The sequence below is a fragment of the Candidatus Symbiopectobacterium sp. NZEC151 genome (genome assembly GCF_025962655.1).
Taxonomy (GTDB): Bacteria; Pseudomonadota; Gammaproteobacteria; order Enterobacterales; family Enterobacteriaceae; genus Symbiopectobacterium.
The window spans coordinates 1,152,069-1,173,199 of record NZ_JAGFPE010000001.1; the positions used below are offsets into that span (position 1 = coordinate 1,152,069).

Annotated in this window: 8 protein-coding genes; 2 read left to right on the plus strand and 6 right to left on the minus strand. The window is 59.9% G+C overall.

The genetic code is table 11. The annotated features are described in order from the left end of the window. Positions 1-3: 3 nt before the first annotated feature. From J5067_RS05175 to J5067_RS05195, 5 genes are read right to left on the minus strand one after another with little or no spacing between them, the layout of a single operon-like run. A complete protein-coding gene (locus J5067_RS05175) occupies positions 4-765 on the minus strand; it encodes a thioesterase II family protein (RefSeq protein ID WP_264650593.1) in 762 nt (253 codons plus the stop codon). Beyond that, a complete protein-coding gene (locus J5067_RS05180) occupies positions 762-1,841 on the minus strand; it encodes a Gfo/Idh/MocA family oxidoreductase (RefSeq protein WP_264650594.1) in 1,080 nt (359 codons plus the stop codon). The genes J5067_RS05175 and J5067_RS05180 overlap by 4 nt, the downstream gene beginning before the upstream one ends. After that, a complete protein-coding gene (locus J5067_RS05185; RefSeq protein ID WP_264650595.1) occupies positions 1,838-2,962 on the minus strand; it encodes a saccharopine dehydrogenase NADP-binding domain-containing protein in 1,125 nt (374 codons plus the stop codon). The genes J5067_RS05180 and J5067_RS05185 overlap by 4 nt, the downstream gene beginning before the upstream one ends. Next, entirely contained in the window at positions 2,959-8,373 is a 5,415-nt protein-coding gene (locus J5067_RS05190) for a non-ribosomal peptide synthetase (RefSeq protein ID WP_264650596.1), read from the minus strand. The genes J5067_RS05185 and J5067_RS05190 overlap by 4 nt, the downstream gene beginning before the upstream one ends. After that, positions 8,370-18,014 carry a non-ribosomal peptide synthetase gene (locus J5067_RS05195; RefSeq protein WP_264650597.1) on the minus strand — a complete coding sequence of 3,215 codons (9,645 nt, stop codon included), beginning with the start codon at positions 18,012-18,014 and terminating at the stop codon, positions 8,370-8,372. Before J5067_RS05195 ends, J5067_RS05190 begins: the two co-directional genes overlap by 4 nt. 456 nt (positions 18,015-18,470) lie before the next feature. Between J5067_RS05195 and J5067_RS05200 the strand changes: the two genes are divergently transcribed. After that, the gene (locus J5067_RS05200; RefSeq protein ID WP_264650598.1) at positions 18,471-19,712 is read left to right on the plus strand and encodes an amidohydrolase; all 1,242 of its coding nucleotides are present in this window, start codon (positions 18,471-18,473) and stop codon (positions 19,710-19,712) included. Positions 19,713-19,726: 14 nt separating this feature from the next. On the opposite strand, the gene J5067_RS05205 is transcribed toward J5067_RS05200, so the two are convergent. Then, the gene (locus J5067_RS05205) at positions 19,727-20,755 is read right to left on the minus strand and encodes a Gfo/Idh/MocA family protein (RefSeq protein WP_264650599.1); all 1,029 of its coding nucleotides are present in this window, start codon (positions 20,753-20,755) and stop codon (positions 19,727-19,729) included. A gap of 175 nt (positions 20,756-20,930) precedes the next feature. On the opposite strand from J5067_RS05205, the gene J5067_RS05210 reads away from it, so the two are divergent. Then, positions 20,931-21,092 carry a hypothetical protein gene (locus tag J5067_RS05210; protein ID WP_264642822.1) on the plus strand — a complete coding sequence of 54 codons (162 nt, stop codon included), beginning with the start codon at positions 20,931-20,933 and terminating at the stop codon, positions 21,090-21,092. Positions 21,093-21,131: the final 39 nt, after the last annotated feature.

Here is a 21,131-nt window from a genome sequence, read left to right on the forward strand (position 1 = left end):
GTTTTATCCTTTTGTGCACGGGGTGAGCGAGGACAGAAACGCCTGTTGCACGGCGTTAATCACCGCGTCGCGTTGCTGATTGATAAAGAAATGGTCGCCGGGGAAAATATGCACCTGACACGATGCTGAGGTGTAATCGGCCCAGGCACAGGCTTGCTCGGCGGGAAGATCGGGATCGTCCCGTCCGGCGAGCACATCGATCGGACAACCAATCACCGGCGTGTCATGAGGTCGATAATTTTCGATCAAGCGATAGTCGCTGCGAATAATCGGCACCAGCAGCGCAGCCAATTCCGGCGATTCCACCAGCGCATTATTGCGCGGATTCAAACGACGCAGTTCGGCCAGAATATCGCTGTCGCTACTGCGATGAACGGCGCTGTCGCGCGGGTGATAACGGGGTGGTTGCCGACCAGAGACAAACAGATGTCGCGGCGGCATGCCCTGCGCTTCCAATCGCACCGCCAGCTCATGCGCAATCGCGCCACCCATACTGTGCCCCAGCAGCGCGTAGGGCCGGGCCGCGATGTCGCGTTGCAACTCGGTCATCAGCGTGTCCAGCAGGCGTGACATATCATCGATGGTCGCTTCGTTAAAACGATCTTCTCGCCCTGGATATTGCACGGCGGCAACGGCGATCTGCGCATCAAACAGCGTTGACCAGGCACGAAACGCGCTGGCTCCGCCCCCGGCATAGGGCAGACAAACCAGCAGCGGTTGCAACGCCGTGGGCGGAGAAAAGAAACGCAAGAAGTGACGGGTCATTCGGCCTCCTGTCGGCACAGTTGCTGACACAGCGCCACCACCGGCGGCGCATCGGGTTCAATCAGCGCGGGGGGACCGAGCAGGGTTGAAATCTGGTGCCAACTGCGCGTGACGCTCAATGCCCAAGCGGATTGGCTCTGCGCCAGCGCCGGGTTCCCGATGCTGGCAATAAACGCATCCAGCGCCCGATTGATCGCCTGCGGCCATTGGGTATCGAACACGGCGCGAAAGGTGTCAGGCTCACTGCCCGGCAGGGTGCTGCTGCTCAGCGCCGCCAGACGTTCTGTGCCCGGCCCGTCCAACACCAGACGGTGCGTGGCATCACGGTGCGTGTGCAAGCGCGGCTGCCACAGGGCGGGACCGTGCGTATCCGCCAACGTCAGAACACCGCCTTCCGTCGCCAGCGACATGCGATGCAGCAGCAACGCATGGTTATCGGCATCCCCCGGATGAATTTGGTTTTGCACGCGCAGGGTTACCGGTACACCGCCGATATCCCCCTGAAGCGTGGTGTAGGGGCCGGTCTGTGCAGGCTGTGACAACGTCAATCGACAAGGTTGCAAACGCCCCAGCGCCCGCGCCGCCATATCCAGCCAGGGATACAGCACTTGTGCGCCGCATACTCCCTCCAGATAAGCGATCGGCTGCTGCTGGCGCAGCAACGTCGCGGCCTGCAAGAAATGCATCACCGCGCGCACGTGGGGATAAAACGCATTGACGTCATAGCGCACGCGATGCTGATGCGCGGTACGAAAACAGTGCGCCAGCTCATCCGGGTGCAGTGGATGCTCCTGCAAAACATGGATCCCCCGGCGCAACAGTGCACACGCTACCTCCGCGCCGCTACCGCCGGACACCCCTGCGCGTACCACCACGCAGGCCAGGGTTACCGTCTCCGGCAGCGCCTCTACCGCGTGATAATGCGCGATACCCATCTCACGCGCGCAGCGTGCGGAAGCGTCAGAACCGCGCGACAGGATCCCAACCAGTTCAATGTCCGGGTGCAGCGCCAACGCGCGCAGATAAAATCGACCAAACGCGGTGCCGCACACCACGGCCTTCATTTTGGTGGTCATAATCTTCCCTCTTCGAGACGTTCATCGGGCAGGTATTGGCGAATCTGCGTGCCCGGATGCAGGCGGACAACGTCGTTAAAGGTTTGTGTCGCCATCAGGACGTCATCCGCAAAATGCACGCCAGGGGAAATGTCACCGCGTAATAACGCATTCACCGTGCTCACCGTGACGGCGGCGGTCAACGCCGCGCTGCTGTCGGTAGAGATCACCGCTCGGCGGCGCGGTTTGTTATGGGGGAGAAGATCGAACACCAGTCGGTAATAGGGCGAGTGCCCCAGCAGATCGAGCTCGCTGGCCTGCTCAACCTGCGCCACCGCCTGCGTCAGGCGTTCAGCATTGTTCACCCAACCGCGCAGACCGGTCAGCGTCTCACGCAAGAAGCTTCCGCTAAACACGTTATACCAGCGCAACTCGCGCAACTGATGGCGTGTCGCCAGACGCTCTGCATCGCTGCTGAGAAACGGCAGCAGCGTCACTTCACCGGGAAAATGCGCCAAATCATCGCGCAATTCTGTCGGTAACCGGCGCAAATGCGGCTCCCCCTTAACCCAGAAGGCGCTCGATTCGCCATACCAGTAACTAGCGGCCGCTACCGTGCCGTACTGATCGTTAACCGATAGCACCAGATCGCCCGCTGCCGCACCGCGCACGCTTTCACGCCCTCCGCTGTAAACGGTAATCGCATCATCAGGCAGCACGCCCAGCCAGTCAGGAATCAAATTGGCTAACCCCGGCAACATGCCTGCCGAGAGTACTGCGGTCCAGTCCCGTGCGCTGGTCGGTGTTTGTTGCAGCAAATGCCATACCGGGGCATCGCCGGACACATCAATATAATGAGCACCGGCCCGAGCGGCACTGCGCGCAACCCGATCCAGCACCAGATAAGATGGCCCCGCACAGTTCACCACCAGTGCGCATCCCTGACTAAACGCATCCAGCGCCTCTTGCTGATAGAGATCGACCACCTGAGCGTGCGCGTTGACCTGCTGCGCCAGCGCGTGCAAGGCCTCAGGCTGTCTGGCACCGAGGCGCAATGTGTATCCCGCCGCGCCCAGCCAACAGGTAACTTCTCGTCCGATACTGCCCGTCGCCCCCAGAATCGCGATGCAATACCGCTTCACAGCGCCTCCTCCGGGCGAGTGTGCCGTGCGATGCAGTTCGCCAGTGACGCCGCATGTGGCTGCGCCATACAACTAAAATGGTCGCCCGGCGTGTCCACCACGGTCAGATCGCCAAGGCTCAGACGCTGCCAATAGTCGGTGACATCCTGCGGCGTACCGGGCAACAACGGATCGCTTGCGCTGTTGCGTATCAACAGGGTTTTTCCGGTCCAGGGCGCAGGCTGGTGTTCACCCACGGCGGCCATGCAATGGTGGAACAGCGCGTGGCGCTCGGCAAAGGCTTGCACTTCACCTTCGGGAGCAAAGTAGGCCCCCTGCTCAGCACCGTCGGTCTGCAAGGCGCGCAGCCGCTCATTCAGCGGTTTTATTGCCCATTGGCTCAGCGCGTCGCCAACGGGCTGATAGGCGTCGGGTAAACGGTCAAATGCACCGGCGGGAATGTGGGAAGGCGTTTCGCGCAGCACGTGATGAACCGCCTCAGCCAGCGCTGATTCCGACGGCAAACGCAACGCTTCCAGGCAGGCTCCGTGTGAACGGGCAAACACGTACTCGACCAGACGCACATCCTCCACGCGCGGAGGCTGCCAGGCACTGATCACCACCAATTGTTGCACACAGACGCCGCGCTCGCTGAGTTGGCGAGCCATTTCTGCTGCCAGTAATCCCCCCAGACAGTAGCCGATTAACGTGAAGCGCTCGCCACGCTCGCACAACGCATCGGCATACTGTCCCGCCAGCCTCACCAACGCTTGCGGCGGTGGTAGCGCCATAAACGCCGCCGGTGAAGGCAGTTCAATTCCGATGCCGCAGGAATAGGCGGATTTATCCAATTCCGGCAGCACGTGACGGTAGGGCTGCATATCGCCACTTCCCGCATGCAACAGCACACAGGGGTGCGATGACACGCCCGCCGTTTCCCATAAGGTCACCAGCGGAACCGGCGTGGATGACGCCGCCGTTTGGTTTTTTTCCACTTGACGCAGTCGCGCAGACAGGGCTTTTAACGTCGGATCTTGCAGTAAATGACGCAGTAAACTGCCCCAGGTCAGGGCGCTGGCTGCGGCGACACGCTCGCGCAGTCGGCCAATCATGCGCGACAGCAACAGAGAATCGCCGCCACAGGCATAAAAATCCGCGTCCCGCGTAACAATCTCGGTATCCAGCACCTCGCTCCAGATAGCGGCAATGTCGTGTTCCAGCGCGTCACACAGCGCATCGCCTTGCACCTGTGACGCTGCGGTTGACGCGTGGTTCAACAGCGTTTGCGCCAACGCTGGCCTATCGATTTTGCCACTCGCGTTGCGCGGCAAGGCATCCCAAACATGCAGTTGGGTCGGGATCATGTGCGCCGGTAAACGCGTTTGCAGGTACACCCGCAGGCGCGCATCGCACACACTGGCGCGATCGGTTTTGAACTGAGCAATAAAAACGCCCTGTCCCGACGTTGCCAATGCGCTGTGCGCGGCAGGTGCGCAGTCAAGCAACGTCGCGCCGGCCTGCTGCAATAAATCGAGCCACTGTTCACGGGTAAAGAAGGTCTGGTCGGTCTCGGCGCGCAGGTCGGTGAACCCGGTCAGCTCGGGGAAAAACTCCATCGACACCAACAGCGGGTAGTTATGACGCCGCACCGGCTCAATGAACACCAGAATGCCGCCCGGTGTCAGCAGTTGCGCCAAACCGGCCAGCACCTCGCCCGCATGCCGCGCATTGTGCAGCACGTTGGCGCACAGGATGACATCCATGCTATTGGCCTGCATCCCCTGCGACGCGGCGGGCAGGTTCATATCGAACAGGCCGTAGTGCATACCGTGGTAGTTAGCGAAGCGTTTACGCGCCTCTGTCAGGAAGAACGTCGACAAATCGGTAAACCAGTATTCGGTACCATAGGCCGCCAGTGCCGGCACCAACTCGCTGGCGGTGCCCGCCACCCCCGCCCCCACTTCCAACAGGCGCAATGGGCGATCGCACTGCTTGGCAAATTCGGTAATGGCCGCAATGGCGATGGCATTCATACTGCGGCTTGCCACGTTATCACGGTAAGCGGCCTGCGCCGTCGACAGTTCGCCTTGTGGAAACAGCAGCCCGCGTACATCGCGCTCACCGCGCAACAGCCCAGCGAGATCCTCACTGCACGCCCGGATGTAATCCAACGTCAGACTGCCATAGCGGGTACGCTGTTCAAGGCGATCAACCTGTTGCCAGGCATCGTCAAGCGCGGCGTTATCGCTCGGCATCAGGTCACGGTAATGGCCTTGCGCATCGCGCATTAACGCCCGCCCCCCCACCAAGGCATCCAGCCAACGGCGCAGCAAGCGTCGATGCGTCTGCGCCACGTGCGTTGCCTGATAGATCTCATCCAGCGAATGGTGAACCTGCTCCGTGCCGAATAGCCCATCGGCACGCAATCGGGCTGCCATCGCGAGCATCGCCACCCGGTCCGCCGCCGCCATCAGCGCGGTGAACGCCGGGGCATCCATACCCCGTTCGAGCTGTTGCGCACAGTCGCGGGCGGCGTCTGTCACCGAAATGGCGGCGGACTGCTGTCCGGCAGCCGTTTCTACCACGCCGTGCAGGGTGCCGTCCGCTGTCAACAGCGCTACGCCATCCGCAACCGCCGGATGTTGGCGCAGCGTCGCGGTGATCTCACCCAGTTCCACCCGGTGACCGTGGATTTTCACCTGCTGGTCATAACGGCCCAGAAATTCGATGCGGCCATCGGGCCAATAACGTCCTCGATCGCCGGTAAGGTAGCGGCGTTCACCATTGCGAGCGGTAACAAAACGCTGCGCAGTTTTTTCGGCATCCTGCCAGTAGCCGTCAGCCAGACTGGCTCCGGCGATGGCAATCTCTCCCGCCACCCAATCGGGACGGTCATTCATGGCATCGTCCACAACGTACAGGCGCTGATTGGCGAGCGGCGCACCATAAGGGGCATGAACCCAGTGCGCCTCCAGCCCATTGACCGGGCAGCACACGGACCAAATGCCCGCTTCTGTGGCCCCACCCAGCGCGAACAGCTCGGCAGATGCCTGCAATGCCGATAGCGATTCATGCAGGCCACGCGGTACCCAATCCCCGGAGACCAGCGCCACGCGCAGCGGTGCCAACGGTTGCTGGAAATCGCACAGCATCTGCAACTGCGACGGCACGCTGTTCCACAAGGTGATGTCATGACGCTGGATCTGCGCCGCCCAGTGGGCCGGATCGCCCTGCTGTGCGACGTGGGGATAGACCAGACGCCCTCCGGCGGCCAGCACCCCGAACAGGTCGTAAACTGCGAGATCGAAGGAGAGATTAGCCAGCGCCAGCATCGCGTCCTGCGCGCCCACGGCAAAGCGGTGGTTGATGTCGGCCAGCGTATTCCAGGCAGCCCGATGAGACATCACCACCCCTTTCGGCGTGCCGGTAGAACCCGAGGTATAAATCAGGTACGCGGGCTGCTCCGGTGCCACCGCCACCGGCGTGAAGGGGTGTGCAGGTTGTTCACCCCGCCAGTCAAGCGCGTTGATCCCTGCGGGAAGCGAGGTGAGATCGTCAGCAATGGCCCACGCAATATCAGCATCCTGCAACATCAGGTCACGGCGTGCTGTCGGTTGCTTCAAGTAAAACGGCACATAGCATCCCCCGCACAGCAGCGTCGCCAACGCGGCCAACGCCTGTCCCCGCCCTTTGTCACAGAAAATGGCAACCCGTTGCGCAGGCTGATGCCCCGCCTGCTGCAACCGTGCGGCCAGTCCGGTGGCCTGCGTCAGCAGTTGCTGGTAGCTCAGTGTGCCATGCTCATCAATCAGTGCGGTTGCCTCGGGACGCCGTTCAGCCTGATCCACCATCCCCTGATGCAGCAACTGGGCCGGATAGGCCCGACAAGACGCATTGGCACGCTGGCGCGCGTGACAGAACGCGGCGGGCAATGACACCGGGCGAACCTGTTGCATACAGCCTTCACCCTCTTCAATCAATCGATTGATCACGCTGCAATACAAATCGAACGCCTGTTCAATCAGGGCGGGAGGAAACAGCGCTTCACGCGAATCCCATGCCAGCAGGATCCCTTCGGGTTGCTCCACCACCTGGCAATCGATGAGCACCTGCGGTGTCTGCGTCATGCCTTGCACAATGTGATAGAGGGCCTTATTCCCATCGTTTTTTCCGCGTTGCCCCAACGTGCTGGTAAACACCACGGGCATTAACTGGGCCTCCCCGCGGCGGCGAGAACGTTCTCTGAGCAGTTCCAACCCGGAGTAGCTGGCGTGATCCATCGCGTCACACAGGCGCTGTCTGAGCGCACGTAGCTGCTCGCCAAACGGGGCCGTACCTTGTAAATCAACCTCGAGCAGCACGGTGTCGGTAAAATCGCCCAGCACGCGCTGGATATCGGGATGCCGTTGATCGCGACGAAACACGGGCAAATTCAGCGTGAAATGACGCTGTTGACTGTAGAGCGCCAGCACTTGCGCAAACGCCCCGAGCAACAGCACGCTCAACGTCACCTGATGTTCGCCAGCCAGTGAGCCGAGTTGCCTGACCTGGCTCGCCGACAGCAGCCGCTGACGGCGCAGAAACGGCGCATCGGCCGTGGCTTCTGCCAGCGGCAGTTGCGGTGCATCCGGCAGCGCATCAAGGCGCGCCAGCCAATAGTGACGATCGTCTCGATAGCGCTTACCTTCACGTGCGGCACGCCGTGCAATCACGCAGTCACGAAAGGTAATGTCAGGTACGGGAGGAAGCTGTTCAGGGTTGAACAACAGCAGCGCAAGTTCATCGACCAACAGATAGAGGCTGGCCGCATCCAGCGCGATCAGTTCAACGGCCAGCAGCAACTGTGTCTCACGGGCCAACCGGACCGCATGCGCCGCGAACAGCGGCCAGGTGGCGTAGTCGGACGGGGCCGATAACAGGGTATCGCGTAGCCTGTCCACGGCGCGCTGCGCCGGTTCAGCGCCACGCTGGCGCAGATCGCTGGTGGGCAGCGCAAAATCAGGTACCGTCGACAAGACACGCTGAAAGCCTTCCTCTTTCACCACCACCCGTAGCATGTCATGGCGCGCAATCAGTTGCTGCAATGCCTGCTCCAGCCGCGCCGGCTCCAGCGCCGCCGGGAAACTCACTGCGAGAAAACCGCGACACGACAGACCGCCGTAAGCAAAAGCGCTGTGACGCCCCATCAGCCACGCCTGCTGGGTTTCCGTCAGCGGGAATGGTGTAAAGCGGCCTTGACGATCGCAGAGCATCGCCTCGCTCTCATTCCGGCTTGCCAGGTAGGCCAACAGCGCAGGCTTGTGTTCGCGCAGCGCCCCTTTCACCGTTTCACTCAAGGTTCCGGCAGGCGCACGAAAGTGCAGATTATTCTCTTCACACCACAGCTCAATGCCCTGTAGCTCCAGCGTGGCAACAAAATCGGCGATATTCATAGCGATCCCTCCTCCATTCGAGCGCGGTCGGCTAAATGCCTTTCAATGCAGGCACACAGACCAGATAAAGTTGCGTCAGAGAAAAACTCCTTTATGGTCAAGTTGATAGAAAATCTTTCACACACCTGAGCCACCAGTTTTGTTCCCAGCAGCGAGTTACCGCCCGCACGGAAGAAGGAATCAGTGCCCGATGGCGGTGGCCCTTCCACCAGTTGTTGCCACAACGCAGCGACCACATGCTGCAACTCACTGATTTTTTCAGGAAGAGGAGACGTTGAGTGCGGCGGGGACAGCGCTAACTGACGCCTGTCGATTTTTCCGCTGGGGGTCAGCGGCCAGGTGGTCACCGGGGATATTGCCCCCGGAATCGCATAGCCCGGCAAAGTGATACGCAGTTCGTGATGCAGTGCGCTCAAGAGCGCGTTGATCTCTTCTTCAGCGGCATCCATCTGGACAAAAGCGTGCAACCCTGCCGTAGCGCCATCGCCTTGCACCACCGCAACGGCGTGACGTACCTGTGGATGACGCAGCAAAGTGGCTTCTATTTCACCCAATTCAATTCTGTGACCCTGTAACTTAACCTGACTGTCGATACGCCCCAAAAATTCCAGCACCCCGTCTGGTCGATAGCGTCCGCGATCGCCAGTACGATACCAGCGCCACGGGTAATCGCCGTTGAAGTGCAGCGCCGTCAAGCGCGCATCAGCACAATAGCCGCGCGCCACCCCCAACCCGCCAATCCACAGCTCACCGGGCACCCAGTCGGGCGTGTCATTGCCCAAGGCATCCACCACGCGGAAACGTTGATTCCTCAATGGGAAACCGTAGGGAACCGTGTGACACCCTTCCGGTATCGGTGACGACATTGGCCATATCGTGGACCAGATAGCGGCTTCTGTGGCCCCGCCCAACGCAAATGCCTGTGCCGACGGCGCGAGCGTGCGCAGCCGTTCACCGCTGTCAGGCTCCACCCAATCCCCCGACAGCAATGCAATACGCAGATCGGGCAGCGTCACCTGCCGCGTACAGGCCAAGGTGTGCAGCATATCGAACAGAGCAGGCACACTGTTCCACACGCTGACACCGTGGGTAGACATCAGTGTTAACCATCGGTCCGCATCATGATGGGGCGAGTCCTCCACCAACACCAATAATCCCCCCACGCTCAACGCGGCGAAGATATCAAACACCGACAGGTCGAAATCCAGCGCGGAAACCGCCAGAAAGACATCCTGCGCCGAGATATCAAGTTGCTGACACACCGCTTCCAGCGTATTGAGCACGTTACGGTGTTCAATCATCACACCTTTGGGTTCCCCGGTGGAACCGGAGGTAAAGAGCACATAGGCGAGCGCATCGTCCGGCGGAATGATCGGTGCGGTTAACGGCGCGTTGTCGCGCAATGAGGCCAGCGAAAAGGTTGGTAAGGCGAACGAGAGATCGCTGTCGCAGATAACGGCTTTTGCGCGCCCCTTACGACACAGCAGTGCGTGACGCGCGGCGGGATGCGCCTGATTGAGGGGCAGATAGGCCGCCCCGGCCGCAAGGATGCCGAGCAGCGCCACCATGCGATCGCCACCTGACGGCAGGCACAGTGCGACACAATCACCCGCATGAATGCCGCGGTGCAGCAGCCCGGCCGCTACCGTCAGCGCCTGTTCACGCAGCGCGCCGTAGCTCAGGTAGCCGTTCACACTATCCCACAGCGCTGGGCGCTCAGGCCACTGCTGCGCCTGACTAAAAAAGGCGTCATGCAGTGCCCGGTGGCTTGGCATCGGACCACCGGTGGTGTTGGTCTGGAGTCGCATCTGACGCTGGGCAACGGGCAAATCCCGAATCGGCGGCGCAAGCCAGTCGCTGCCTGCCAACGCGCGCAGCGTGTGACAATACCTGGTAAACATCTGCTCAACCATGTCGGGCAAAAACAGTTCTTCCAGGTAATCCCAACTGAGCAACACCCCATCGGCTAAATCAATCGCCTGATGATCAAGCCACACCTGCGGCGTTTGCGAGCTGGTGTAGCTCGGCCAGGGCACCGCCTTAGCCAGTGCATCCGCCACCCCCAGCATACTGGTGAACACCACGGGTGCGGCCTGCATCTCATTGCCTGCCCGCTGCGCCAGCGCGCGCTGTACCGAAATGGCGGACACTGAGGCATGGCCAAGGTCGCGCCACACTTGTTCCTGCAAGCGCTGGGCGTGCCTTAGCCAGCTATCTGCGTTATCGGCGTGATACTCCGCCAGCGTCAGCGAGGTAAAATCCCCCACCACGCGGTTGATGTCGGGATGAAGCGGCTGGCGATCGAACTGCGTCAAGGTGATCACCAACGCTTTTTGCCCACTCCACCGACTCAGCGTTTCCGCAAAGCAGGTCAGGAGCAGCACCGAAGGAGTAATTTGCGCCTGACGCGCGCGATCGCTGAGCTGTCGCCACAGAGCAGGTTCGAGCCGCGCTTCCAACCGACGAAATCGCGGTGTGATGATGGAGGCAGGCACCATGCGTGTCGGCAATGCGGGCGCAGGCGGCAGCGCATCAAACCGCTGTTGCCAGTAGACGATATCCTCTTGCGCCTGCCCCTGCTGCGCACGCCAGCACTGATAATCACGGAATTGTATCGTCAGCGCAGGGAGTTCGGTCTCCGGATTTTGGTAGCATTCAAACCATTCACTAAATAGCGTCAACATGCTTAAACCATCGACAATCAAATTGTCGAACAGCACGGCAAGTCGCGATTTCCCTGCACCATAGTCAATCAGCGTGATGTCATAGAGCCTGCCACTACCGGCAGCCAGAATCTGATGTGCCATTCGGTTTCTCAGCAGCGCCAACTGTGCTGACGCATCCGTCAAATGGCGTAAGTCGTGGTAACGGAAGTAAAAATAGGGAACCTCTTCCATGATGTGCTGTTGACCATCCTCTCCGATGACGCAGCGCAGCATATCGTGCCGAATGACCAACTGGTTCCAGGCGTGCTCAAGGCGCATCAGATCGGCGTGTTGCAGTTCGTATTCGTGGTAGCTTTGGGCGGCGATACCGCCCAGTACGAACCCATCGCGTCGCCCGAGCCAATAGGCCTCCTGCACGTCATTCAGCGGGAACGGGCGATAGCGCTGCGTGGCATCATGGTGCAAACGGATCTGCTGTTCGGGCATCACCTCCCGCAGCGTTGCCGCAAACGCGTGCAGCACCGGCTGACGAAACAGTGACGCCAGCGTACCGTGAAGCCCTTCCTGCGGCAGACGGCTGATTAACCGGGTAGCAATCAGACTGTCGCCGCCCAGCGCAAAAAAGTTCGCCTCACGCGTAACCGTGTCCAGATCAAGCAATGCGCCCCACAGCGTTGCCAGCACCTGCTCTGCGCGGCCGACGGGCAGAGCCCCGGCCCGTTCATCACGCAGGCCGCTCAGATAGGACTGCACCTCGTCACCAATTGCCGCTCGGTCAATTTTGCCATTGGCCGTCAAGGGCACACGGGAGATGCGTATCAGATGTTCAGGCACTTCATACGCGGGTAACCACGCCTGTAGCGCCTTTTTGATAGCCGCCATCTCGGTCGTCTCAGGGCACACCAGCGCGGCGGCTACCTGCTGCGAAGGGGCATCGAGCACCACGGCGACCGCTTCATCAACCTCAGGCAGACGCGTTAACGCGCCTTCAATTTCCGCCAGTTCGATGCGATATCCTCGCACTTTGACTTGCCCATCGGTGCGCCCGCAGAAAACCAGCACGCCGTCGTCACGGTAGTAGGCCCGGTCACCGGTGCGATACCAGGTTGCCCCCTGCCGCACAACAAACTTCTCCGCGCTGCGTTGCGCATCCCCAATGTAACCGTCCGCCAGCCCTGCGCCACTGACCCACAGTTCGCCTTTCACCCCATTCGGGCAATCGCGTTCCTGACCATCCACCACCCGACAGCGCATATTTGCCAGCGGCTCGCCATACGGGGCCGCAGGCCACCAGGGTTCATCCGGTGTGACGATGTAGCAGGTGGCATGAATTGCCGCCTCTGTCATACCGCCCAGGGCCGCAAAGCGTGCTTGAGGTGCCAGCGCCCAGACCTGGTGCGGCAAGGGATACAAGATGCGGTCACCGCCCACCATCACCAGCCGCAGTGACTGCGGCAACCCACGGTCATGGGCCGCAATGGTCAACATCTCCACTTGCGCAGGCACAGCGCTGACCACGCTAACCTGCCAGCGCGCCATCAACGCTGCCCAGGCGGCGGCATCACGCCACTGAGGCTCTTCCACCACGGCCAGCGAAGCACCGATGCCAAGGAAGGTGAAAATATCAAAGGCTGACAGATCAAAATCCAGTGCAGAAAGCGTAATGGATCGATCGCTGACGCTGAGATCAAAACGGCGGGCCACGGCATCAATGGTATTGGCAACCGCACCATGGCTCACCACCACCCCTTTTGGTGCGCCAGTGCTACCGGAGGTAAAAATAACGTAGAGCGGCGCATAGCTGGGTTGCATCACGGGCTCTGGCAACGGCGCACAGGCCAGCGCGGTGCTCAGCGCCACCACGGGAAATGCGGCAGGCCAATCGAGGTGCGTCAGGCTCTCATCGTCAGTCAGAATCCAGCGGACCTGAGCTGCCTGGTAAATCTGCACGCGCCGCGCCAAGGGTAACGCAATATTGCAGGGTACATAGCAGCCTCCCGCCGCCAGCACCCCCAACACGCCGACAATCTGCGCGGCCCCCTTGCGGTGGGTGATCGCCACCTTATCGCCAGGCTGTATACCCTGTTGCACCAGATACGCCGCCACGCTCAGCGCCTGGCGCGTCATCTCACCGTAATGCATCACGCCGTGATCGCCCCATACCAGCGCCGTTGCTTGTGGCGCACGTTGCGCCTGAGCAAATACGCGCAGGTAGGGCGCGGTGTGGTTGCCGAAATCCATTGCCGTTTGGTTGATCTGCGCGCGCAGGCGCTGCTGTTCAACGGGCAGCGACAGCGTGATCGGCTGGCACCAGTCAGCCTGTACCAGACTTTCAACCAGATGGCAGTAAGCCGCAAACAGACTGTCGATAACGCCGGGCGGAAACAGGGCTTCCACCACGTCCCACTCCAGCAGCAGGCACCCGTGCGATTCGCTGACTTTGGCATCGAGCCACACCTGTGGCGTTTGTGTCAGCGTATAGTGCACGCGGGGAAACGCATCCGACAGCGCCATCGACGCATCTTTTTCCAACCCCAGTACGCTGGTGAACACCACGGGCATCGTGGCCATGCTTTGGCCGTGATAGCGGGCCAGTTCGCGCAGCACCCGCACCCCCGAGAACTGCCGATGGCTTAGCCCTTCCCCCACCTGCTGTTGCAACTGCATGGCCGCCTGACAAAAATCGCTACCCTGCGCGGTGTCATAACCGAGCAACAGGATGGAGGCGAAATCCCCCACTACACGGTTAATATCGGGATGCAGCGGCTGTCGATCGAACAGCGTAAAGTTCAGCGCCAGCGCAGACTGATTGCTCCAGAACGCCAGCACTTCGCCATAGGCCGCCGCCAGCGCCACGCTGACGGTGATGCCATGCCGCTGTGCCTGTGACATAAAACGCTGCCATGACTCCGCGGGCAACACATAGCGTCTGCGCTGGAAGCGGGGCTTGGCGATGGTCTCGGGCCTCACCGCCAGCGGCAAGGCGGGTGCAGCGGGCAACGTTGCCAGTCGCTCCAGCCAGTAGGACTTAGCCTGCGGCATCAGCGCCGCGCTACACTCCGCCTGCCCACATTGATAATCCCGATAGTGGATGCGCAACGCGGGCAGTGCCGCCGTCGGATTGCAGTACAATGCATCCCATTCGGTGAACAGGATCATGATGCTACGCCCATCGAACATCATACTGTCGAGACTGACCATCAGCCGCTGGCGCGCATCGCCCCCTTGCTGATAATCCACCACATGAATGGAAAACAGCGGCCATTCACGCACATCGTAAACCCGGTGCGACAGCGTATCGCGCCAGGTTTGCAACGCCCCTTCGACATCGTCGCAGGCGCTATGACGTTCAATGCGATAGGGCCGCGTATCGGGCAGCACCTGCTGCTCTCCGGCTTCTGTCACCACCGCACGCAGCATGGCGTGGCGCGCGATCAACTGTTGCCAGGCAGCTTCAAGCCGTGCGACATCCAGCCCTTCGCCATCAAACTCGATATAAAAATGCGAGCCGACGCCGCCCAGCGTCATCTGTTCGCTGCGGCCAATCCAGAAGGCGCGCTGAATGTCACTGAGCGGGAAGGATTTATAGCGTCCGGCCTCGTCGGCGACCAGCGTCGGCAGTGAAACGGCGCTTTCCGCTTGCACGTAATGGCAAAAATCACGCAGTTCAGGGGAAGTGAATAAGGCATGCAACGGCGCGCTCAACTGACGTTCGCGTAGCGCTGCAATCAGCCGCGTGGCAATAAGGCTGTCGCCACCCAGCACGAAAAAATTATCCTCACGGCTGACGTTGTCGACGTTCAGCAGCCTGGCCCACAGCGCGGCAACCTGCCGTTCGATAGCGTTTTCAGGGGCGCTGCGCGCGGTGCGTGCCAGAGCAATCTGTGACGCGGCGAGGCGTTCTACGCTCGCTCGGTCCGTCTTGCCGTTTTCCGTTACCGGCATCTCGGGCACAACCACGTAGTGTTCGGGAATGGCATAGCGTGGCAGCAGCAGCTGCAACCAGCTTTGCCAGACGCTGGCGCTATTATTTTCACCGGTAACCAGTGTGGCACAGAGTTGACGAGCCGCAGGCTCTACCACCGTCACACAGGCGCTGTGAATGGCGGGATGGCGCATCAGAGCGGTTTCCACTTCACCCGGTTCGATGCGGTGCCCGCGGATCTTTATCTGCTGGTCATTACGCCCCAGATAGTCAATGGTGCCATCAGGCCAATAGCGTGCACGGTCGCCGCTGCGATACCAACGCCGCCCTGCACGTTCAACAAACTTTTCTGCTGTGCGCTCCGCATCGTTGCGATACCCCAGCGCCAATCCCGGACCGCTGACCCACAGTTCACCGGCCACCCACGGCGGGCAATCCCGTCCCAAGGCATCAACAATACGGCAATACATGTTAGGCAAGGGCGTACCGAAAGGCACCGTAGTCCAGCGCGGATCGTCGGCATGCAGCACGAAGAGTGTGGAGTGGATTGCCGCTTCCGTCATGCCCCCCAACCCGACAAAGGGCGCGCCCGCCGTGCGCCGCCACCAGCGCTCCGCCAGTGCCACGGGAATACGATCGCCCCCCAGCATAACCAGCCGGGCAGAAGATAATGGCGAGTCTCCGGCTGCTGTGAGAATCATCTCCAACAGCGCGGGTACACAGCTGATGATGCTGACATCATAGCGCTGTATCAGCGCCAGCCATTCATCGGCATCCCGGCGTTGATGTTCGTCAACCACCGCCAGCCGAGCGCCACGGCTCAGGCAGGAGAAGATATCGTAAGCGGAAAGATCGAAATCGAGCGCCGACAGCGTGATGGTGCAATCCCTGGGCGTGACAGTGAAATGCGTATCGACTCCGTCCACGGTATTCGCCACCGCACGGTGCGAAACCGCGACGCCTTTCGGCTCGCCGGTGGTACCGGAGGTGAAGATGACATACATCGCCTGCTGCTCATCCACCTCGACCGATGCCGCAAGCGGCAACGCCTGCAACCCTTGCACCAGCGGGAACACCGGGATACCCGGCGGCCACTCAGGCTGATAGGCGCTGCGCGAGTCACAAAGCACCAGCGCAACATTCGCCAGGCGGTATACGGCTTCACGCCGCGCCAGCGGAATATCGATACCGCAGGGAACGTAAGTTGCGCCTGCGGCCAGGGTGCCTAACACCGCCATCACCTGCTCCGGCCCTTTCCCCATGCTGATGGCGACGCTATCACCCGTTTTGATGCCCTGCTCCTGAAGAAAACGGGCGATGCACAACGCGTTTTGTGCCAATTCGCCATAGTGCAGCACACCGTGCTCACCCCACTGTAAGGCGATGGCATCGGGTTCTCGCTCGGCCTGCATAAAAAAGCGGTGCAGCAGCGTCGGCGCACCGGCGGGTTCGGTTGCCTCCGGCGGCCAGGGCGCTACCGGTTGCGGCACCGGCAGCGGGCGCTGCCAGCACGTTATATCGTCAAGTAGCGCGAGCACCTGTTGCTGAAACGCATCGAACATGGCATCAATCACGCCGGGTGCAAACCTATCAGTGCGCACATCCCAATTGAGCATGATGCCGTTCAGGTATTCCGTAGCCTGTGCGTCAATCAACACCTGCGGCCCCTGAGAAACCGACCACACGGGCTCCCCTAACACCGCGCGCACCTGGGGTTCGAAGAGATCGCCCAGTGCCAATGCGCTGGTAAACACCACCGGCGCCAGGCTGGCATTGCTCTGCTGCTGCCGCGACAGATCGCGTAACACGTCAACGCCACTCCACGCCGTATGCGCCAGCGCCCGGTGAAGCTGGGTTTGCAGTTGACGCGCCTGCTCGACAACGTTCACGGCGCTGCCCGGCTCAACGCTAATCAGCACCGAGCTGGAAAAATCCCCCACCAGCCGATCGGCATCGTCTATCTCTTCATCGCGGGAAAATACCGGCAAATTCAGCAGAAAGGGAGCTCCGCCGCTCCATAGACCAATACACTCACTAAAGATCGTCGCCAGCACTACCGGGACAGTCAGACCGGATTGGTGACTCATTGTCGTCAATTGCTGCTGCTGCGTATTGTTAAGCCACAGGTAACGTCTTTCTGTCACCGGTGCCGTTTTCTCTGAGGGCTGAAGGGGCAAGGCGGGCGATGCCGCCAATCGGGATAACTGGGTTTGCCACCATGCTTTGTCCTGTTCACGGCGGCATTGATGCTTTTCTTGCCAGCGTTGCTGGTAAGCGCGATAGCTTGACGTCAACCGGGGTAATGCATAATCCGGTTGGCGATAACCTTGTGCCAGCTCGCGCAGCAGGATACGCAGGCTGGCGGCATCGCCGGCTATCATATCCAAATCGATATGCAGCCGACTGTCGCCCGTTGGCAGCAGCGATAGCGCCAACATCAGCGTTTCGCCATTGGCGATATCCAACTGCTGATGGGTATAGCGCTGACGCAACGCGGCCAGACGCGCCTGACATTGCTCCGCAGACAGCTCACGCAAATCATTGATCTGTAGCTTGCAAGGGCTATCCGGCGCAATGTGCAGACGCGAGTCCTCGTCAATACGCAACCGCAGCATGTCATGCCGTTGAATCAGGCGGTTCAGCGCGCTCGCCAACGGTTGCGGATCGAGCGCTTTGCCGTCCAGCTCGGCATAAAAATGGGCGCTTACGCCCCCAAGTTGCTGCCGCTCATTACGCCCAATCCAAAAGGCGTGCTGCATGGTGGCAAGTTCGAACCCCGGCGTATCGCACTGCTGAGTATCCGCATCGGCCACCGCGCAAAACTCGCCAGCAGCAGATACCACCTCGCGCCACTCTTTTACGGTCCGTTTATCAATAAAATCCGAGAACGTCACGGCGACCCCCTCGCGCCGTAACCAGGTCGCGGCACGCATGGTGCGCATCGAGTCCATTCCATGGTGCATCAGATTCCTGTCGTCGTGTAATGCTGCTTCGGGAACGTCGAGTATCCTGCTCAATAAAGGGATCAACAGCGCATCCTTTTTGGCCATCTGGTTCACTCTCCTTTTGCTTGCCGAAGTCCAACTCCGGCTTGACTCACTGACAGAGACCTATGATGTTTATTTATTGCGGCCAAGATCATGTTTTATAAGCTATGCCAAAAGACATTCATCTATGCGTTGAGCCAAAATAACGGCAACGTTGAGATTTCTGCATTCAGAAAACAGGAATACATTGTTCAAATCTGCCACTTTCTGCCTGTGTGATATGCTATTCCTCACTTTTTGTTGGCTTTTTTCTGTCACGAAATAAATATTGATACGCGTCTTATAGACACGCAGGGAAATATAAGCCGGTACAGTATTCTTCCTTTATTCACGGCGCTGAGAAGCGTGCGGGGCGGCGGTCGTTCTGCTTTACAGTCATAAAATATAACCAGACGATATTTATTTCGCGTCGAGGGATCCGCTACGGTTGATAGCAGGCAATCCATGGGGAGAAGTGAGATGACAACCCGTACACCTGCGCCAGAAGCGCCCTGTAGTACCGATAGTAACGATACGCGCAGTACCGATGCGTTGGCACGTCGCGTTATTGAATGGCGGCGTGAGCTTCATCAATTTCCTGAACTGTCTGAGCAAGAGCATCAGACCACCCAGCGCATTACCCGCTGGCTGGATCAACTTTCGATCTCCCCCTTACCCCTTTCGTTGAAAACCGGCGTTGTCGCCGATATTGGCGCGTCCTCGGGGCCCGTGGTTGCGTTACGCGCAGATATCGATGCGTTACCGATCGTCGAAGACACCGATGTCCCTTTCCGCTCACAACATCCTGGCGTGATGCATGCGTGCGGACACGATTTTCATACTGCGGTGATGCTGGGCGCAGCGGGGCTGCTGAAAGCCCGCGAAGCGCAGTTGCCTGGCCGTGTGCGCCTGCTGTTTCAACCCGCGGAAGAGGTTTCCGTCGGTGCGCGACAACTGATTCACGCCGGCGCGCTACAGCCGGTCTCCGCCGTGTTTGGCTTACACAACGCGCCGGAGTTGCCAAGCGGCACATTTGCCACGCGCTCGGGGGCTTTTTACGCCAACGTCGACCGATTTTCCATTCGCATTACCGGTAAAGGGGCACATGCCGCCAAGCCAGAAGAAGGGATCGACAGCATTATTGCCGCCAGCCATATTGTCATCGCCCTGCAAACCCTCCCCAGCCGCCGGGTGAGTTCACTGGAATCGCTGGTGGTCAGCGTGACCCGTATCGAAGGCGGCAATACCTGGAACGTATTACCGCAAACGGTCGAACTGGAAGGAACGGTACGTACTTACAGCACGCAGGTGCGGGAGCAGGTGCCAGATATGATGCGTCAGGTTATCCACGGCACGGCTGCTGCACTGGGCGCACAGGCCGAACTGGTGTGGCACCCCGGCCCACCCTCTGTGGTCAATACGCCGTTTTGGGCCAATTTTAGCCGCCAGGTGGCTACGGAACACGGCTATCAGGTTGAAACCGCAGAACGGCAGATGGGGGGGGAAGATTTTGCGCTTTATTTGCAGGGCTGCCCCGGTACGTTTGTCAGTATCGGCTCTGGCAGCCCGTTTGGCCTGCATCATCCTGGCTTCAACCCTGATGAGTCGGCTATCTACCCTGCATCGCGCTATTTTGCCGCACTGGCAGAAGCCGCATTGCATCAGCTAGCACAAGAGCAACACGCGTCACCGACCAGCAAGGCAACCGCGTCGACCCAGTGATGGGATTTAGCAGATTATTCGCGCTCGGCTGGGGTAATCTGCTGCGCCAGGCTTTGAGCGCATAGCGCCAATTCCGTCACGGTGAACACCCATTGCTGCGTCATGGCGTTTTCAGTACGATTAAGACAGTCCTGCACAAACTCGCGGAAAAAACGCCGCTCGACGTTGCCCGCCGTCGCGATACGCTGCTCGCCCTCCTTATTCACCAGATAGAGAATGTTGCTTTCGCCGCGCGTGATATCGACATATTTACGCAGTTCAATATACCCTTCTGTGCCCAAAATGGTGAGACGCCCATCGCCCCAGGCGCTGAGCCCGTCCGGCGTAAACCAGTCACAGCGAAAATAGCCTGTGGCACCGTTTTCACCGCGCAGCATGGCATCGCCAAAATCCTCGAACTCAGGCGTGTGCGGATGATGATAATTGGCCACCTGACTGGCAACCACGCTCGCCGCCGTATTGCCGGTAAAATAGAGGAACTGCTCGATTTGATGGATACCGATGTCGCATAAAATGCCGCCGTAGCGCTGGCGCTGGTAAAACCAGTCAGAACGCGTACCGCGTTCGCGATGCGGCCCAACGCCGATGGTCTGGAGAACCCGCCCGATCGCGCCCTGACGCACCAATTCGCCCGCGTACAACACACTGTCCACCACCACATGCTCATTAAAATAAACGGCATATTTGCGCCCGGTTTGTGCCACAGCGGTTTTTACCGCTTCCAACTGTGCCAGCGTGGTCAACGGCGGTTTGTCGGTAAAATAGTCTTTACCTGCCGCCATGACGCGTAGACCGAGATCGGCGCGTTCATCAGGCACTGCCGCGCTAGCGACCAGGTGAATCGCCGGGTTTGTCAAAATCGCATCAACGCTGCTCGCCAGCGCCACATCAGGAAAACGCGCGGCAAAGCGTTCACGCTTAATCGGATCAGGATCGTACACCGCAACCAGCTCCGCGCCTGCGCCAATCAGATGGCTGCACATGTCATAGATATGGGTGTGCTCTAACTGCACTGCGGCAAAACGCAGTTTCTCGACGCTCATATTACCTCCGGTATGCTGTGCGGGGACTTCGGGAAGACAGCGTGCGTAAAAGCCTTTACACTGTGCGTTCTTCATCAGCTGTGATCTGAATCGCGTTTTAGTCAGACGCAGTGTAACCCATGCCCGTTCTGTGCACGGTAATACGTGCTGCATTATTCAATGAAGTAGCCTGCTTATGACCAAAAAATGCCTGCTGATCGCCATCGTGTTATTGCTGCTTTATCTCAACCGTGATGCCCTAAACCCGTTTAAACCCGATTGCACGGCGATACCCGCTGGCACGCCGAAGCCCGACGCCTGCCAGGTGAAAGAAGTTGCGCCGGGATTTGAGATTTGACGCGTGTTACACCGGGATTCCCCACGGGTAAATACTGGT

What these genes read in the sequence shown, in the direction of transcription:
- J5067_RS05175 (WP_264650593.1), bottom strand. Translation starts at nt 765, where the DNA reads ATGACCCGTCACTTCTTGCGTTTCTTTTCTCCGCCCACGGCGTTGCAA.
- J5067_RS05180 (WP_264650594.1), bottom strand. Translation starts at nt 1,841, where the DNA reads ATGACCACCAAAATGAAGGCCGTGGTGTGCGGCACCGCGTTTGGTCGA.
- J5067_RS05190 (WP_264650596.1), bottom strand. Translation starts at nt 8,373, where the DNA reads ATGAATATCGCCGATTTTGTTGCCACGCTGGAGCTACAGGGCATTGAG.
- J5067_RS05195 (WP_264650597.1), bottom strand. Translation starts at nt 18,014, where the DNA reads ATGGCCAAAAAGGATGCGCTGTTGATCCCTTTATTGAGCAGGATACTC.
- J5067_RS05200 (WP_264650598.1), top strand. Translation starts at nt 18,471, where the DNA reads ATGACAACCCGTACACCTGCGCCAGAAGCGCCCTGTAGTACCGATAGT.
- J5067_RS05205 (WP_264650599.1), bottom strand. Translation starts at nt 20,755, where the DNA reads ATGAGCGTCGAGAAACTGCGTTTTGCCGCAGTGCAGTTAGAGCACACC.
- J5067_RS05210 (WP_264642822.1), top strand. Translation starts at nt 20,931, where the DNA reads ATGACCAAAAAATGCCTGCTGATCGCCATCGTGTTATTGCTGCTTTAT.